The sequence below is a fragment of the Pseudomonas sp. P5_109 genome (assembly GCF_034009455.1).
Classification (GTDB): Bacteria; Pseudomonadota; Gammaproteobacteria; order Pseudomonadales; family Pseudomonadaceae; genus Aquipseudomonas.
In genome coordinates, this window is sequence record NZ_CP125380.1 from 2,768,881 (window position 1) to 2,786,084 (window position 17,204).

A 17,204-nucleotide genomic window follows, 5' to 3' on the forward strand; every position below is an offset into this window, starting at 1 on the left:
TGCGCGTTCACGCCTGACGTGTCTCGGTAGACCGAGACGCCTGAATCCACTGCAATGCCTGTAATCCGGCGTTACGTGCGTACATCTCCCACATGGCCCGTGCCCGTTGCTGAGCTTGTTTGCGTTTGCGGTAGCTGGCGAAATCGATGAGGTTGTCAGTCGGATTCATGGGGCACTTCACTGTGGTGATGAATGACGGGATGACTGGAGAGTACGCTTCTATTTTTATAACGATAAATACTTAATTTTCATTTATTAATTCTTTTTGGTTCTTATTGGTGGGCGATTTTCAGGCGCTTATGAATGCCCTTTATATTTCCAAATGGTCTAAACATGTAATTATATATTCCTTTTGGTGTTGGCTGATGCGGTGCATCTTGAGGGCCTGCCCATCCATGCGGATGGTCTCGACGCCAGACAGGAAGCCTTATCATGACCATCAAAGCGATCAACGTCCGTAACCAGTTCAAGGGCGTCATCAAGGAAATATTCGAAGGCGAAGTGGTCTCCGAAATCGACGTGCAAACGGCCTCCGGGATCGTCACTTCCGTGATTACCACGCGTTCGGTGCGCAGCCTGGAGTTGAAGGTGGGCAGCGAGGTGATTGCCTTCGTCAAGTCGACGGAAGTCTCCATCGCCAAGCTTTAAAAGCCTGAATCATTGATAGTTGACGGGTGATCTGCGGGTTTAAAAAAGTCATGAAAAAACCCGGCTGATCAGGCTAATGCCGATCAGTTAAGCCTTCTCGCTTGACCTTTGGCCGCAAGAAATCAAAATCCGATGCCTGTACTGGCATCGGATTTTTTTATGCGTCTCGCTCGGGCACTGGAACTGACCCACAACATCGCCTCCACTCCCAACGCCATCGATGGATTGGATTCCTTACTCGACCCTTCTTTGGTCGAACAGGCACTTGAGCAGGCCGGTGTAGCGACCCTGCGCAAGCGGCGTTTGCCGCTGGAAATGATGCTTTGGTGCGTGATCTCCATGTCGTTCTTTCGACGTATGTCGGCCTGGGATGTGGTCAGCCGCATGAACATCATGCTGCCGGGACAGCGTCCGCTGGTAGCGCCCAGCGCCGTAGTCCAGGCCCGTCAGCGATTAGGCAGCGAAGCTGTACGACAGGTCTTCGATCTGACTCAGAAAAGTTGGCATGAAGCGGCCGCTCATCCAACTTGGGCCGGTTTGCGCTTACTGGGCGTCGACGGTGTCGTCTGGCGAACACCCGATACCCCCGAAAACCGTGCGCGTTACGACTCGGCCAGTAACCAGCATGGCGACACTGGTTTCCCTCAGGTGCGCATGGTCTGCCAAATGGAGTTGACCAGCCACTTGTTGATCGGCAGTGCGTTTGACGGCTACCGCAGCAACGAAATGAAGCTGGCAGAACAACTGATCGAAACCACGCCCGATCACTCGTTGACGCTGTTCGATCGCGGCTTTTATTCCTTGGGTTTGCTGCACCAGTGGCAGCAGGCCGGCTCCGAGCGCCATTGGCTGATGCCATTGCGCAAAGGTGCGCAGTACGAAGTGGTTCAGCGTCTGGGTCGCCAGGATGCGGTGGTTTCGTTAAGCACTTCGCCGCAGGCTCGCAAGCAATGGCCGGGGCTGCCGGAGCGTCTGACCGCGCGACTCCTGAGCAAAACCGTCAAAGGCAAGGTATGTCAGATCCTGACCTCAATGGCCGACCCGCTGCGCTTCCCGCCCGACGAAATCGTTGATCTGTACAGTCAGCGATGGGAGATCGAATTAGGCTTTCGGGAAATGAAACAGACGCTGCTCAACAGCAGCTATACGTTGCGCAGCAAAACGCCCGAGATGATCGAGCAGGAATTATGGGGAGTGTTGTTGGGCTACAACTTGTTGCGCTATCAAATGGTGGAAATGAGTCGCCACTGCCCCGGCATTTACCCATGTGAAATGAGTTTTACCGCCTGCACCTGGGCGATCCTCGGGTTTATCAACAGCGTCTCGGCCGACCGCTCCGGGAACATCCCCAAGTACCTGGCCGAGCTGCATGCCTCAGCCCCGCAGTATGTACTGCCTCATCGACGGGCGGAGCGCATTTACCCCCGGGCCATCAGGCTCAAATCCCCGAAGTATCCGATCAAAAATAAAAATGCCAGTCAGCTTAACTGACTGGCATTAGGCTGATCAGGCCGGGTTTTTGTTGGGCGTTGTGGCGACGCGGTTTGTTTATGCGACGCGATTCTGCAGCAGCTTGTCAGAACCACCTTCAGCGACGCGGTTCTGCAGCAGTTTGTCGGAACCGCCTTCAGCGACGCGATTCTGCAGCAGTTTGTCAGAACCACCTTCAGCGACGCGGTTCTGCAGCAGTTTGTCAGAGCCACCTTCGGCAACACGGTTCTGCATCAGCTTGTCGGAGCCATCCGCAGCGACGCGGTTTTCGATCAGGCGGTCGGAACCACCCTCGGCCACACGGCTTTCAATCAGACGATCCGAGCCGCCTTCAGCGACCACAGGTTGAGCAGAGGTAGCGGCAAAAGCGCTAACTGCGAAAACCGAGAAAGCGATGCTGAGGAGGGTCTGGCGTTTCATGATCGTGTGCTCCGGGGTACTTATGGGTTGGTATGGAGCAGATGTTACGCCGTGGATTTTTTAAGAGAACTTCATTGAGTCAATGGTGACTATCGATGCAGTCAATGGATGATTTGCTGACCATTGTGGGAGCGGGCTTGCTCGCGAAGGCGTCGGCATTGCCAGCAATGTTGTCGACTGACACAACGCCTTCGCGAGTAAGCCCGCTCCCACAGGTTTTTGCAGTGAACACAGGTTTCGAGGTGTCAGCGGGAGATGAGGCCGTGATCGAGGGCGTATTTGACCAGCGCGGCCGGTTTGTCGATGTTGAGTTTGCGCCGGATGCTCAGGCGGTGTGTCTCCACCGTGCGCACGCTGATGTCCAGTTCCCGGGCCATTTCCTTGTTGTTCAAGCCTTGCGCCATCTTCGACAAGACCTGGCTTTCCCTCGGGGTCAGTTCGTTGTCGGTGTTCTTGTCGGCGATCAGGCGCTGGGCGATTTCGGCGCTGTAGAAGGTTCCGCCGCTGGTGATGGCTTCGATGGCGGCGATGATTTCCCGCGACGGGGCGTTCTTCAGCACGTAGCCGCTGGCGCCGGAGCGCACTGATTCACTGACGTACTCGTAATTGTCGTACATGCTCAGCACCAGCACCTTGAGCGACGGGTACTGGCTGCGCAGCACGCGGGTCAGTTCCAGGCCGTTCATGTCTGGCAGGCTGATGTCGACCAGCAGCAGGTCGGGCTGGCAGCGTCCGACCATTTCGATGGCCTCGGCGCCGTTTTCCGCTTCGCCGACCATTTCCAGGGGCGACATCACGGCCAGCAGCGCCTTGATGCCGTCGCGGACCAGGGAGTGATCGTCGACCAGGGCGACGCGGATCGGGGAGGGCAGGTTCATCGCAGCTATTCACTCTTGTAGTTTTTGGGCCGGCTCAGCGTTTTGCGCCAGGTTTCATCGGCAGCAGCACGTCCAGCTCACTTCTGCCCGGCATCGAGATCAAATCGAAGCGCCCGCCAAAATGTTCGACGCGTTCGCGGATGTTACGCAAGCCAATGCCGGCTTGACGACGTTCGACCTGGGCGACGTTGAAACCGATGCCGTCATCGACCAGGGTCAGCCGCACGGACTCGTCGCAGCCGCGCAGTGTAATGGACACGTTTTTCGCCTGCGCGTGGCGTTCGATGTTGGTCAGGCCTTCCTGGACGATGCGGAACAGCGAAACCGCCGCGCCGTCGACCAGCAGGCAGTCGAATTCATTTTCGTCATAGGTCACGGTCAGCCCGCTGCGCTGCTCGAATTCGGCGGCCAGTTGGCCGATGGCCGCCGGCAGGCCGAGGGTGTCGAGCAAGGAGGAACGCAGGTCGTGGGAGAGGCTGCGGACTTCACCGATGGCATCGCCGAGGCGCTCGGTGGCGTCTCTGAGGGCGTTCAAACCCTTGTCGTCGGCTTGTCCGCGTTCCAGCAGATGGCTGGCCAGTTCGAACTGGAACTTGATCGAGACCAGCACCTGGCTGATGCCGTCGTGCAGTTCGCGGGATACCCGTGATCGTTCTTCCTCCTGCAGGCTGACGATGCGCTGGGTCAGGCGCTGCAGTTTCTTGTCCGCCAGGCGATGTTCGCTGACGTTGAGGGTCATGCCGGTGGCGAATACGAACAGCACCGCGACGAGGGCGACCACGGCAATCGCCATCATGGTCTTGCGGATGCCCATGGCCACTTCGGCGCGGGCCTGCTGGGTGGCGCGCTCGACGTCTTCGAGGTAGATGCCGGTGCCGAGCATCCAGCCCCAGCGATCGAGCATCACCACGTAGGCGAGCTTGTCGGTCACCTGGCCGGAGGAGGGCTTGTTCCAGGCGTAGCGCTGGAAGCCTTCTCCCGATTGCGCGCTTTGCAGCAGCGCCTGAATCACCGGCAGGCCGTGGGGGTCTTTCATGTCCCAGAGGTATTGGCCCACCAGCTCCGACTGCCGCGCGTGCATCAGGCTGCGGCCTTCGTGGTCGTAGACGAAGAAGTAGCCGTTGATGCCGAAGCTGAGCTTGCGCAGTTCTTCCAGCACCTGTTGCTGGGCGCGGGCATCGCCGTGGCCGTCGTCGTACAGGGGGGCGATCAGGCTCTGGGCCATTTCCACGTAGTTTTTCAGCTCCGCGCGCTTGCTCGCCAGAATGCTGTCTTCGATCAGTTGCGCCTGTTGATCGCCCAATTGGCGGTTGAGGGAAATCACCAGCGCGCAAATGACGGCAATGGCCAGCACCAGCGGCAGAATCCCGAGGGCGACGATCTTGTGTTTGAGCTGCATGTTGATTCCTGCCCGCGCGAAGGCTCGGGATCATATGCCAAAGAGGCAAAGCCTTGTAGGACCGAATGACCATTGGCCGGGGTGAAATGCAAAACCAATGTGGGAGCGGGCTTGCTCGCGAAAGCGCTGGGTCAGCTGACATCAATATTGACTGATCCGCCGCCTTCGCGAGCAAGCCCGCTCCCACAGGGGATAGTGGCGTCTACGTAGTACTACGTAGACGCCACGTACGTAGTAACGCGGATTTATTTGTGGACGGCATGCGTGGATATTGGGCCAGCTCCGCATCGCGGACACAATTATAAAAATTACCGCCGCAGTCACTGGCTGTCGGCAGGAGACACGCTATGCCCCGTCTGGCTAAACACCTCGCCTGGTTTGCCGTGGCTGTCCTGGGAGCGATTGCGCTGAGTGTCGTGGCCCTGCGCCGCGGCGAAGCGATCAACGCCCTGTGGATCGTAGTCGCAGCCGTCGCCATCTACCTTGTTGCCTACCGCTACTACAGCCTGTTCATCGCCAATAAAGTGATGCAGCTCGATCCCAATCGGGCCACGCCGGCTGTGCTCAACAACGATGGTCTGGACTATGTGCCGACCAACAAACACGTACTCTTCGGTCACCACTTCGCGGCCATTGCCGGCGCGGGTCCGCTGGTCGGCCCGGTGCTGGCGGCGCAGATGGGCTACCTGCCCGGCACGCTGTGGCTGATCGCCGGCGTGGTGCTGGCCGGTGCAGTGCAGGACTTCATGGTCCTGTTCATGTCCACCCGCCGCAACGGCCGGTCCCTGGGCGACATGGTTCGCGAGGAAATGGGCCGCATCCCCGGCACCATCGCGCTGTTCGGTTGCTTCCTGATCATGATCATCATCCTCGCGGTGTTGGCGCTGATCGTGGTCAAGGCCCTGGCGGAGAGCCCGTGGGGCATGTTCACGGTGATGGCGACCGTCCCGATCGCGATGTTCATGGGCGTGTACATGCGCTACATCCGCCCGGGCCGCATCGGTGAGATCTCGGTGGTCGGCGTGCTGTTGCTGCTGGGTTCGATCTGGCTCGGCGGGCAGATTGCCGCGGACCCGGTGTGGGCCAAGGCCTTTACCTTTACCGGTCTGCAGATCACCTGGATGCTGATTGGCTACGGTTTTGTCGCGGCGGTGTTGCCGGTGTGGCTGATCCTGGCACCCCGTGACTACCTCTCCACCTTCCTGAAGATCGGCACCATCGTTGCCCTGGCCATCGGCATCCTGGTGACCATGCCCGAGCTGAGAATGCCGGCCCTGACCCAGTTCATCGACGGCACCGGCCCGGTATGGAAGGGCGGTCTGTTCCCGTTCCTGTTCATTACCATCGCCTGTGGCGCGGTCTCCGGTTTCCATGCGCTGATCGCCTCCGGCACCACGCCGAAGCTGCTCGCCAGTGAAGGGCATGCCCGTTACATCGGTTATGGCGGCATGTTGATGGAATCCTTCGTGGCGATCATGGCCATGGTTGCAGCCTCGGTGATCGATCCGGGCGTGTACTTCGCCATGAACAGCCCGGCTGCCGTGGTTGGTGCCGATGCGGTGACCGTTGCACAAACCGTCAGCAGCTGGGGCTTTGCCATCACGCCGGAAGCCCTGCAAGCGGTCGCCCATGACATCGGTGAAACCACCATCCTGGCCCGTGCCGGTGGTGCGCCGACCCTGGCGGTGGGGATCGCGCAGATCCTGCACCACGTGTTGCCGGGCGAGAACACCATGGCGTTCTGGTACCACTTCGCGATCCTGTTCGAAGCGCTGTTCATCCTGACTGCCGTGGATGCCGGTACCCGTGCCGGTCGCTTCATGCTCCAGGACTTGCTCGGCTCGTTCGTACCGGCCCTGCGCCGCACGGAATCCTGGACCGCCAACCTGATCGCTACTGCCGGTTGCGTGGCGATGTGGGGTTATCTGCTGTACCAGGGCGTGATCGACCCACTGGGCGGCATCAACACCTTGTGGCCGCTGTTCGGCATCTCCAACCAGATGCTGGCCGGTATCGCGCTGATGCTCGGCACCGTGGTGCTGATCAAGATGAAGCGCCAGCGTTATGTGTGGGTGACCTTGCTGCCAGCCGTATGGCTGCTGATCTGCACCACCACCGCCGGTTTCATCAAGCTGTTCGATGCCAACCCGGCGATCGGCTTCCTCGCCTTGGCCAAAAAGTACAGCGATGCCCTGGCCAACGGTCAGGTGCTGGCCCCGGCCAAGAGCATCGACCAGATGCAGCACGTGATCTTCAACGCCTACACCAACGCGACGCTGACCGCGCTGTTCCTGTTCGTGGTGTTCAGCATCCTGTTCTTCGCGCTCAAGGTCGGTATCTCCGCCTGGGGCAGCAAAGAGCGTACGGATAAAGAAGCGCCATTCCAGGCTGTGCCGAATGCGTAAGCGAGGAGGGCAGCATGTTCAATGACTTGAGTCGCCTGGGTAAATACCTTGGTCAGGCTGCGCGCCTGATGGTCGGCATGCCCGACTACGACAACTACGTCGAGCATATGCAGAACAAGCACCCGGACAAACCGGTGATGGACTACGAGGCGTTCTTCCGCGAGCGCCAGGAGGCCCGTTACGGCAGTAAGGCCGGACCGAAGTGCTGTTGAGCGAGTAAAAAAACCGGCCCCAAAGGCTAATGCCGATCAGTTAAGCCTTCTCGCTTGACCTTTGGCCGCAAGAAATCAAAATCCGATGCCTGTACTGGCATCGGATTTTTTTATGCGTCTCGCTCGGGCACTGGAACTGACCCACAACATCGCCTCCACTCCCAATTCAATCGAGGGACTGGATTCTTTACTCGATCCTTCTTTGGTCGAGCGGGCCCTTGAACAGGCCGGTGTGGCGACCCTGCGCAAGCGGCGTTTGCCGCTGGAAATGATGCTCTGGTGCGTGATTTCCATGGCGTTCTTTCGACGCATGTCGGCATGGGATGTGGTCAGCCGCATGAACATCATGCTGCCGGGCCAGCGTCCGTTGGTGGCACCCAGCGCTGTGGTTCAAGCCCGTCAGCGGTTGGGCTGCGAGGCTGTCCGACAGGTCTTCCATCTGACTCAGAAAAGTTGGCATGAGGCTGTGGATCACCCAACTTGGGCAGGCTTGCGTTTGCTGGGCGTCGACGGTGTGGTCTGGCGAACACCGGATACCCCGGAAAATCGGGCGCGCTACGACTCGGCCAGCAATCAGCATGGCGACACTGGCTTTCCTCAGGTGCGCATGGTCTGCCAAATGGAATTGACCAGCCACATGCTGATCGGCAGCGCGTTTGATGGCTATCGCAGCAACGAAATGAAGCTGGCCGAACAACTGATCGACACCACGCCCGATCACTCGTTGACCCTGTTCGATCGCGGTTTCTACTCCTTGGGATTGCTGCACCAATGGCAGCAAGCAGGCACCGAACGGCATTGGCTGATGCCACTGAAAAAAGGCACGCAGTACGAAGTGGTTCAGCGTTTGGGCCGTCAGGATGCGGTTGTCTTGTTAAGCACTTCGCCGCAGGCCCGCAAACAATGGCCGGGGCTGCCCGAGCGCCTGACTGCGCGACTCCTGAGCAAAACCGTCAAGGGCAAGGTGTGTCAGATCCTGACGTCGATGACCGACCCGCTGCGCTTCCCGTCTGACGAAATAGTCGACCTGTACAGCCAGCGATGGGAGATCGAATTGGGCTTTCGGGAGATGAAACAGACGCTGCTCAACAGCAGCTATACGCTGCGTAGCAAGACACCCGAGATGATCGAGCAGGAACTGTGGGGTGTGTTGCTGGGCTACAACTTGTTGCGCTATCAGATGGTGGAAATGAGTCGTCACTGTCCAGGTATTTACCCGTGTGAAATGAGCTTTAGCGCGTGTACCTGGGCGATTTTAGGGTTTATCAATAGTGTCTCGGCCGACCGTTCCGGGAACATCCCCAAGTACCTGGCCGAGCTTCATGCCTCAGCCCCGCACTATGTCCTGCCTCATCGGCGAGAGGAGCGTATTTATCCTCGCGCCATCCGGCTCAAATCACCGAAGTATCCGATCAGAAATAAAAATGCCAGTCAGCTTAACTGACTGGCATTAGCCCCAAAGGCCGGTTTTTTATTGGTCTGTCCGCAGGTCATGGAGCCTTGTCACCCTTGCGTCCGGGGGGCTGACTGTCCGGCTTGGCGATCTTGAGCGCCCGGTCGGCGACCTTGGCGTTATGTACCAGGCGACAGAGCACGGCGACGACGATGATCGCCAGCACTACCCAGATGACAATGGCTTTGACGTACATGGCGAAACCTCTCGCGCAAAACGATCCTGCCGATCGCCGACGTCCCTGTAGCAATAGTATTAATCCATTGTGGCAGGTGTTGATGATCTTGCCTCTCGTTTCTGATTTGCGCTGTTTATCAGCTATCTCCCCGGATGAAGCGACAGTTTCCCCGACCGGTACTTTAATGGATGTTCTGGAGCGACTGATCGCGGGGCTGTCATAGCCTTAAGGCTATGGATCCCATACCGAAAAGCTATTTCATCAATCGGTGATCCGGATCCACGCTCAAGGGTGGTTAGCTAAAACAAAATAAAGAGGAGATGCCATGTCAACTGAATCGAAATGCCCGTTCAATCACGCCGCTGGCGGTGGCACGACGAACCGCGACTGGTGGCCGAACCAACTGAACCTGAAGATCTTGAGTCAACACTCGCCCAAGTCTGACCCGTTGGGGGGCGCCTTCAACTACGCCGAAGCCTTCAAAAGCCTGGACTTCCAGGCGCTGAAAAAAGACCTGACCGCGCTGATGACCGATTCCCAGGACTGGTGGCCGGCGGACTTTGGTCACTATGGCCCCTTCTTTATTCGCATGTCCTGGCACGCCGCCGGTACCTATCGCACCGGTGACGGCCGGGGCGGCGCCGGTTCCGGCCAGCAACGCTTTGCCCCGCTCAACAGCTGGCCGGACAACGTCAGCCTCGACAAGGCCCGCCGGCTGCTCTGGCCGATCAAGCAAAAGTACGGCAACAAAATCTCCTGGGCCGACCTGATCGTCCTCACTGGCAACGTCGCCCTTGAGTCCATGGGCTTCAAGACCTTTGGTTTTTCCGGCGGCCGTCCGGATGTCTGGGAACCGGACGAAGACGTGTACTGGGGTTCTGAAAAAAAATGGCTGGGTGGCGATAGTCGCTATGGCAAAGACGACAGCAAGCCCGCACAGGCACCCGGCGATGTCCCGCTCGTGGCCGAGCCGGGTCGTAACGAAGATAGTCGTACCGAAAATGGGCGCAATCTGGAAAACCCCCTCGCCGCCGTGCAGATGGGCCTGATCTATGTGAATCCGGAAGGCCCGGAGGGTCAGCCCGACCCGGTCGCATCGGCCTTGGACATCCGCGAAACCTTCGGCCGCATGGCGATGAACGATGAGGAAACCGTGGCGCTGATCGCCGGTGGCCACGCCTTCGGCAAGACCCACGGCGCCGGGCCTGCCGACAACGTCGGGGCGGAACCCGAGGCCGCTGGCCTGGAACTGCAAGGCCTGGGCTGGAAGAGCACATTCGGCACCGGCAAGGGCGCCGACACCATCACCAGCGGCCTGGAGGTGACCTGGACCACCACGCCGACCAAATGGAGCAACAACTACCTGGAAAACCTCTTCGGTTTCGACTGGGAACTGACCAAGAGCCCCGCTGGCGCCCATCAGTGGAAGCCGAAGAACGGCGCCGGTGCCGGGACCATTCCGGATGCCTTTGATCCGTCCAAGCGTCGCGATCCAACCATGCTCACCTCGGACCTGGCCCTGCGTTTCGATCCGATCTACGAGCCGATTTCCCGGCGCTTCCTGGCCAATCCCGATCAGCTGGCCGATGCCTTCGCGCGCGCCTGGTACAAACTCCTTCACCGTGACATGGGCCCGCTCTCGCGCTACCTTGGCCCGGAAATGCCGGCCGAAGAACTGCTGTGGCAAGACCCGATCCCTGACGTCGATCATCCGCTGGTAAACGACAGCGATGTGGCGGCCCTGAAAAGCAAGGTACTGGCTTCCGGCCTGTCGATTGGGCAACTGGTATCGACGGCGTGGGCGGCGGCTTCCACCTTCCGTGGTTCCGACAAACGCGGCGGCGCCAACGGCGGGCGTCTGCGCCTGGCGCCGCAGAAGTCCTGGCAGGCCAACCAGCCGGAGCAACTGGCCAATGTGCTGGGCAAACTCGAAGGCATCCAGAAGGAGTTCAATGGCACGCAATCCGGTGGCAAGAAAATCTCCCTGGCCGACCTGATCGTGCTCGCCGGTGGCGCGGGGGTCGAACAGGCAGCGAAAAACGCCGGCCACAGCGTAACGGTGCCATTCAGCCCGGGACGCACGGACGCCAGTCAGGAACAGACCGATGTCGAATCCTTCGGTTTCCTTGAGCCGATTGCCGACGGTTTCCGCAACTACCTGAAGCAACAGTACCGTGTGCCCGCCGAAAAACTGCTGATCGACAAGGCACAACTGTTGACGCTCAGCGCGCCGGAAATGGCCGTATTGCTGGGCGGGCTGCGGGTGTTGAACGCCAATGTCGGCCAGAGCAAACACGGTGTGTTCACCCAACGGCCGGAGGCACTGACCAACGACTTCTTCACCAACCTGCTGGATATGGGCGTGGAGTGGAAGCCGGTGTCGGACGCCCAACAGGAGTTTGAAGGACGTGATCGCAAGACCGGTGCGGTGAAGTGGACGGGCACCCGGGTTGACCTGGTCTTCGGCTCCAATGCGCAGCTGCGTGCGGTGGCCGAATTCTATGCCACCGCCGATGCGCAGCAGCAGTTCGTCAAGGACTTCGTCGCTGCGTGGACCAAAGTGATGAACCTGGATCGATTCGATCTGAAATAGGGGAGGTTGGCGTAAAGCTGGAATGACTTGCCCTCCGGCTTCTGCATCAGCGGAGGGCATCCAGTGACCAGATTACCCGGTAGATGTGTTCCGCATGCTTCCAGGGTTCTTAGCTGAAGGCCCACCCAGAGAGCGGATTGCTCTCCAGGATTTCATCCTCGACTGCGTCCTTAAGTGCATTGCGCGACTAGTTATCTTGAATCAATATGTTTTTCAGAAATTGCCCTGCCATGCAGGGTGGTGTGAAGCTTTTCAAATATATGGAGTGTTAAAGGTGCAATCAGGGATAAAGTTTGTAAAAGCGAAAGTGCCCTATTTTTTTCTTGCATTTACGTTGTTGCCAATTTTCTTTTTTTCAATTCTTGTTCCAGCGTACGCGAATACGTCATTTTACTCTGCTCTTGATAGTGATATTGATAGATATTTTTTCGGGAGTGTGGGTTTTGGCTCGTCTAATTTTCCTCTGGTTTCCAAGGTTGTCGCCAACTATATTTGTTTGCTTGCACCGTTTTTTGCGCTGGGCTACTCGTATTTAATTATAAGTAAATCGAAATTTACAGCGTCTAATTTTGAAGACGCACCACTACGCGTTTTTTTGATGTTGCCGTTTTTGTTGGTTTTGCTTTCTTTTTTTGTGATTTATATTAATTATCTTGATTGCACTAATCTAATTGCTAAAAAGAAAATGAGTTTTTTCGGGAGGAGCGAGTTTTTATACGCGATTTTGTCATCCGGCATAATGTATTTGATATATAATCTGACGCTTGTAAATATTCTGTTTTTTAGATATTACCCGGTCGCGGCATTCATTCGATTTCGTCGGTTTATGTCGCGAGTGCGATAACCTGAGTCTCGATAATGATTTTATGCAGCTGCGTTTAGTAGCGTCAGTCTAAAGCGCTAGAAATTTACAGGCCTCGCTATATGCGTAATGCTGTTCACTTAAGCGAATGTGGTCCTTTGTAGGAGCGAGCTTGCTCGCGATGGTCGTTAACGATAGCGCGTATTTACTGGCTAAACGCGGCGCTCTTGAGTCCATCGCGAGCAAGCTCGCTCCTACAATTTCCTTAACTGAACAGCATTACGCTATATGCAGGGCTTTTTCGTTTTCGGCTCCACAACACCCATCGCTGCGAACGCGGAGTGCAGCTGGGGCCGATCTTTTATTCAGACTGCTTCGACAGACACTCGTATACGTTTGCCCAGGGCTGCCAAAGCTTTCTCGATGGCTTCCATCTTCGAGGTGTGCAGGAAGTCGACCAGGCGATCCCCTTGGGTCTGAGCCAGTCCGAGTAGGCGGCACAAATCGGCCTTGCACATATCGCGCGCCATCATCTCGTTCCACAAAACGATCTTGGCCACTGTCACCGCAGGTAAGTGAATGACTTCCTCTCCGGTCTCTGGCGCAGATGAAGCGGGAATAGCCAGGCGCTGATCGACAAAGATAGACAGGGTTGTTTCGATGGCATCCACGGCTTCGCTGATGGCGTGCTCTCGGTCATCGCCATAGCTATTGAGTAAAGGAAGATCCCGGCAGTAGACCGCCAGGCCTGGACACGTGTCTTTCTCAAAACGGATTGCATAGTCGTACATGGTCACTCCTTGGAGGTGATCGTCCAGCGTGCAGATGGGGTGAAGGGGCTCTCAGAGACCCAGTTGTTTAATGATCGCCCTGCGGGTCGGTTCTGGCATTTCCTTGCTACCGTGACATAAAGCTGTCTTTACATAGCCAAACCGAGCCATACAAACCCAGAAGTAGGCTTTTTGACCCCTAGGGGTTGCCCTTCAAAGTGATGAACCTGAATCATTTCGATCTGAAATAGGGGAGGTTGGCGTAACGCTGGAATGACTTGCCCTCTGGCTCCTGCATCAGCGGAGGGCATCCAGCGACCATGAACCGAAAGCTGAAGTGTGTTGCTCGCAAGTCAGCTTTGAATAAACGAGAGGTTTTCTTCTCGAATGGCGCTGGCCGCTTCATCGTATAGAAACGGCAGAAACATATAACGGCGACCCTGGGTTACAGAAGTGGCTTCGTGCAGTAGTGAGCACGAAAACACCACAGCCCCTCCTGTGGGGGCGTTGTAAAGTGCTTTTCCGTACTCCGGGAAACGCAGGAAACCACCTTCGAACTCTCCCGAATTAAGAAACAGCGAAACGGCAAAACGCCGATGCGCCGTGCCCTTCGTGGTGTTATCCCTGTGGGGTCGGAAATAGCCGCCTTCCTCGCTGTTGTAGCAGGACACCAGATAGCGTTCCATTCGAGTGGCATTGAACTGGAACGCTTTTTGTAACTCTGGAAGCAGGCGGTTGGTAATACGCGATGAACATGCTTTGGATAGAACTTCATCTTCAATGACGCAGTCACGACGATGTTTGTGGCTGTGGTCTTTGATGTGGACGGTTTTACCCGATTGCTCTGTCATGAACCCGGATTCCTCTCCACCGCGTTCGTCGTAATAACTGATAAGTGCTTTACACAACGACGGTTCGAATATACGCGGAACCACCAGGACGGGGGCGTGTGGCGTGGCGGCATGTGGTGCAGCCAGTGCAGGCAATTTATCCAGAAAGCGCACTAAAGAGGGGACATGGTTATCAATCGCTGCCTCTATCGGGACGATGGCCAGGACTCGTAGCGCAGGATCCAGCACATAGGTCATTTGCCTGATGCTGCCGTCTGGCTGCAAGACACCGTAGAGTTGACTGACTGCCCGATCGAAATCCCAGATGAAGCGTATGCCGGGTATCAAACTTTCCACGCGCTTGAGCTTTTCATCATCCGGATCGACGGAAACACCAAAGAAGCAGACTTGAGCATCATCGAACCGCTGGCGATGGGCCTGGATACTGTCCAGTATTTCAGTGGCTGCAGGATCAGCCGCAGACCCGAAAAAACACAGCACGACATACCGACCGGCAATGGTATCGAAGCAAAAGCGTTCTCTGAGTTGAGTGCGACAATGGAACCAAGGGGCTGGCTGGCCGACTGAAAATGCCGTGGCACGCATCACAACTCCTTGCCGGTTGGCAGTGGATCGCTGGCAGGAAGACCTTGCCTGTAAAGCTAGTTCAGTCTTGGCGACGCTGCCCGGAGTGCTGAAGGTCAGCGTTCAGCCCGCGTCTGTTTTTTCGGCGTCGGCAGACCACGAATCGATCACCGATTGCAGGAACTGCTCCGACAATCGCGGGTTGTCCAGGGCTCTGGCGATCAGTATCGCCCCGGTGATCGATGACAGGATGCGCAAGGCTTCCTGGTGTTTTTCCTCATCGGTTTCGCCGTCGACCAGTGGCAGCAATGTATCGATCAGGGTCTGCACGCCCTGGGTGAACGAGTGGCTGACGGCACCGCCATTGCGCGCGACATCGGCGCCCAGGGCAGGGATCGGGCAGCCTTCGCTCCAGTTTTTCAAGTGGCCCTGGGTCAGGTAACCCTTGAGCAGTTCGGGGATGGATCTGGCCGCTCGCCAGTCTGCGATGTTGGTTTCGAACGTGCGGCTGACCGCCTCTGACGCCAACTGCTCCTTGCCTCCCGGGAACTGTCCGTAGAAGCCGCCGTGGGTCAGGCCTACCGAGCGCGACAGCTCGCCGATCCCGATGCCGTCGATGCCTTTTTCCCGGTACATCTTCGAGGCCGCGCCGAGGATCGCTTCCTTGTTGGCGGCTGCCTGGTCTTTCGTCACTTTCATGAGCGGGTCCTGCCATCCGATGAGCGCCCTGGCAAATATTCGCCGGGGGGCTGGTAATTATGATGATCGTAATATAAATTCGCGGTCATGGTTTTGCCAGTCCCGAGCCAGTGGCTCGAGTCGAACCACCGCAAAGGGTGCTTTTACCCATGAAACGTAATGATCTGCGCAGTATCGACCTCAATCTGCTGGTGGTTTTCGAGGCGCTCATTCAGGAGCGCAATGTCACTCGGGCCGCAGCAAGACTGTCCCTGGGCCAGCCGGCCGTCAGCGGTGCATTGGGTCGTCTGCGAAGACTGTTCAACGACCCTCTGTTTAAACGCATTGGCCACAAAATGGAACCGACCACCCGTGCCTTGCAGGTCGCGCAAGCGCTTGGGCCCGCGCTGGACTCCATTTGTTCCGTCATCAGTCTGACGGATTCCAATAAAAAACCCTGCTAATTCATAGGCTTGATTCGAACATTGGTTTTTTTGCGGTTAAACATGATAGCTATCATTAATGATGATAGCCAAGTTCACTCCATTCAATTCGTCGCTGCCCCCCGTGAGGCCGAGAATTTTCCAACCCCTAACCGTCTGGCGGACACCCCCCATGGAACAGTCACTCAAACCTTTGCGTTATCCACTTGCTGTCCTGACCCTGGCAGTCATCACGGCCTGCGGTCACGCACCCGATGCCGCCAAGGCGCCTGGTGCGCCCTCTGTCACCGTCGCAAAAGTCCTTGAGCAACCCATTACCGAGTGGGATGAGGTCACCGCCCGTCTGGAGGCGCCGGAAACTGTCGTGGTTCGCCCGCGGGTGTCGGGGCAGATCGATCGCGTGGCCTTCACCGATGGCGAGTCGGTGAAGAAGGGGGATTTGCTGTTCCAGATCGATCCACGGCCGTTCGAACACGAAGTGCACCGCCTTGAAGCACAATTGCAACAAGCTCGCGCCGCGCTGCTGCGAACCGCCAACGAAGCGCAACGCGGCCAGCGCCTGTTGAGCAGCAATGCCATCTCCGCGGAGCTGGCCGACACGCGCACCACCACCGCCCAGGAAGCCCGGGCGGCCGTCGATGCGGTGCAGGCACAACTCGATCTCGCACGCCTGAACCTGAGCTTCACCCGCGTCACCGCGCCGATCAGCGGCCGGGTCAGCCGTGCCGAAATCACCGCCGGCAACATCGTCACCGCCGACACCTCGGCGCTGACCAGCGTGGTCTCCACCGACAAGGTCTACGCCTATTTCGACGCGGACGAACGCCTGTTCCTCAAGTACGGCCAGCTCTCCCGCCAAGGCCAGCGCAGCCAGTCCACGCCGGTGTACATGGGCTTGTCGAACGAGGAGGGCAATCGCCACCTGGGGCAGATGAACTTTGTCGATAACCAGGTCAATCCCAAGACCGGCACCATCCGCGGCCGTGCGGTGTTCGACAACGCCGACGGCCAATACACCCCGGGGTTGTACGCCCGATTGAAACTGGTGGGCAGCGCGGCCTATGCCGGCCTGCTGATCAAGGACGAGGCGGTGGGCACCGACCTGGGCAAGAAGTTCGTGCTGGTGATCGACCAGGACAACAAGGCCGTGTACCGCAGCGTCGACCTGGGGCCGAAGCTCGAAGGCTTGCGCATCGTGCGCAGCGGTTTGCAGAAGGAAGACCGCATCGTCATCAACGGTCTGCAGCGGGTCCGTCCCGGCGCGGTGGTCGCGCCTCAGGACGCGCCGATGGCCGATGCACAAACCGTCGCCACCCTGGCCCGTCAACGGCAGGCCATCGAGGCGGGTAATCAGCCCGTCGCTCCGTCACCGGCGCTGGTGAAAACCGATGCTGCCGTTTCGCCTCGCGGATAAAGGAA

General features: G+C 57.8%; 16 protein-coding genes. 8 read left to right on the forward strand and 8 right to left on the reverse strand.

What is annotated here, in order from left to right:
- Nucleotides 1–7: 7 nt before the first annotated feature.
- Entirely contained in the window at nucleotides 8–169 is a 162-nt protein-coding gene (locus QMK54_RS12615; protein ID WP_223595953.1) for a hypothetical protein, read from the reverse strand.
- 263 nt (nucleotides 170–432) lie between these two features.
- Between QMK54_RS12615 and QMK54_RS12620 the strand changes: the two genes are divergently transcribed.
- Together QMK54_RS12620 and QMK54_RS12625 are read left to right on the forward strand one after the other, a co-directional pair.
- Nucleotides 433–648, forward strand: a complete 216-nt coding sequence (locus tag QMK54_RS12620; RefSeq protein ID WP_056724180.1) for a TOBE domain-containing protein — start codon at nucleotides 433–435, stop codon at nucleotides 646–648.
- A 159-nt stretch (nucleotides 649–807) separates the two neighbouring features.
- On the forward strand, nucleotides 808–2,139 hold the full coding sequence (locus QMK54_RS12625) for an IS4 family transposase (RefSeq protein ID WP_223588473.1): 1,332 nt from the start codon (nucleotides 808–810) through the stop codon (nucleotides 2,137–2,139).
- Between the two features lie 57 nt (nucleotides 2,140–2,196).
- Here the strand turns inward: QMK54_RS12625 and QMK54_RS12630 are convergent, their stop codons facing one another.
- The 3 genes from QMK54_RS12630 to QMK54_RS12640 form a co-directional block, all read right to left on the reverse strand.
- On the reverse strand, nucleotides 2,197–2,559 hold the full coding sequence (locus tag QMK54_RS12630) for a hypothetical protein (protein WP_320402618.1): 363 nt from the start codon (nucleotides 2,557–2,559) through the stop codon (nucleotides 2,197–2,199).
- 245 nt (nucleotides 2,560–2,804) lie between these two features.
- Nucleotides 2,805–3,437 (reverse strand): response regulator, encoded by a 633-nt coding sequence (locus QMK54_RS12635; protein ID WP_110661730.1) that lies wholly within the window; start codon nucleotides 3,435–3,437, stop codon nucleotides 2,805–2,807.
- Between the two features lie 34 nt (nucleotides 3,438–3,471).
- Nucleotides 3,472–4,836: a cache domain-containing protein gene (locus QMK54_RS12640; RefSeq protein ID WP_320402619.1), complete on the reverse strand. Its 1,365-nt coding sequence runs from the start codon at nucleotides 4,834–4,836 to the stop codon at nucleotides 3,472–3,474.
- Between the two features lie 347 nt (nucleotides 4,837–5,183).
- Between QMK54_RS12640 and QMK54_RS12645 the strand changes: the two genes are divergently transcribed.
- The 3 genes from QMK54_RS12645 to QMK54_RS12655 all read left to right on the forward strand — a co-directional run bounded on the left by QMK54_RS12645 (nucleotide 5,184) and on the right by QMK54_RS12655 (nucleotide 8,897).
- Nucleotides 5,184–7,241 (forward strand): carbon starvation CstA family protein, encoded by a 2,058-nt coding sequence (locus QMK54_RS12645; RefSeq protein WP_320402620.1) that lies wholly within the window; start codon nucleotides 5,184–5,186, stop codon nucleotides 7,239–7,241.
- Nucleotides 7,242–7,255: 14 nt separating this feature from the next.
- Nucleotides 7,256–7,453, forward strand: coding sequence for a YbdD/YjiX family protein (locus QMK54_RS12650; protein WP_046042517.1), 198 nt, complete (start codon nucleotides 7,256–7,258; stop codon nucleotides 7,451–7,453).
- 112 nt (nucleotides 7,454–7,565) lie between these two features.
- Entirely contained in the window at nucleotides 7,566–8,897 is a 1,332-nt protein-coding gene (locus QMK54_RS12655; RefSeq protein ID WP_320402621.1) for an IS4 family transposase, read from the forward strand.
- A gap of 46 nt (nucleotides 8,898–8,943) precedes the next feature.
- Here the strand turns inward: QMK54_RS12655 and QMK54_RS12660 are convergent, their stop codons facing one another.
- Nucleotides 8,944–9,102, reverse strand: coding sequence for a hypothetical protein (locus QMK54_RS12660; protein WP_181432106.1), 159 nt, complete (start codon nucleotides 9,100–9,102; stop codon nucleotides 8,944–8,946).
- Between the two features lie 307 nt (nucleotides 9,103–9,409).
- Here QMK54_RS12660 and katG point away from each other — a divergent pair, with 307 nt between their 5' ends.
- Entirely contained in the window at nucleotides 9,410–11,677 is a 2,268-nt protein-coding gene (gene katG, locus QMK54_RS12665) for a catalase/peroxidase HPI (protein ID WP_320402622.1), read from the forward strand.
- A 1,167-nt stretch (nucleotides 11,678–12,844) separates the two neighbouring features.
- Here the strand turns inward: katG and QMK54_RS12670 are convergent.
- The 3 genes from QMK54_RS12670 to QMK54_RS12680 all read right to left on the reverse strand — a co-directional run bounded on the left by QMK54_RS12670 (nucleotide 12,845) and on the right by QMK54_RS12680 (nucleotide 15,363).
- Nucleotides 12,845–13,270: a type II toxin-antitoxin system HicB family antitoxin gene (locus QMK54_RS12670; RefSeq protein WP_110661487.1), complete on the reverse strand. Its 426-nt coding sequence runs from the start codon at nucleotides 13,268–13,270 to the stop codon at nucleotides 12,845–12,847.
- 332 nt (nucleotides 13,271–13,602) lie between these two features.
- Nucleotides 13,603–14,685 (reverse strand): redoxin domain-containing protein, encoded by a 1,083-nt coding sequence (locus QMK54_RS12675; protein WP_320402623.1) that lies wholly within the window; start codon nucleotides 14,683–14,685, stop codon nucleotides 13,603–13,605.
- Between the two features lie 102 nt (nucleotides 14,686–14,787).
- The gene (locus QMK54_RS12680; RefSeq protein WP_110661491.1) at nucleotides 14,788–15,363 is read right to left on the reverse strand and encodes a TetR/AcrR family transcriptional regulator; all 576 of its coding nucleotides are present in this window, start codon (nucleotides 15,361–15,363) and stop codon (nucleotides 14,788–14,790) included.
- Between the two features lie 149 nt (nucleotides 15,364–15,512).
- On the opposite strand from QMK54_RS12680, the gene QMK54_RS12685 reads away from it, so the two are divergent.
- The gene (locus QMK54_RS12685; protein ID WP_110661493.1) at nucleotides 15,513–15,806 is read left to right on the forward strand and encodes a LysR family transcriptional regulator; all 294 of its coding nucleotides are present in this window, start codon (nucleotides 15,513–15,515) and stop codon (nucleotides 15,804–15,806) included.
- A gap of 151 nt (nucleotides 15,807–15,957) precedes the next feature.
- Nucleotides 15,958–17,199, forward strand: a complete 1,242-nt coding sequence (gene mexE, locus QMK54_RS12690; protein ID WP_110661495.1) for a multidrug efflux RND transporter periplasmic adaptor subunit MexE — start codon at nucleotides 15,958–15,960, stop codon at nucleotides 17,197–17,199.
- Nucleotides 17,200–17,204 lie beyond the last annotated feature (5 nt).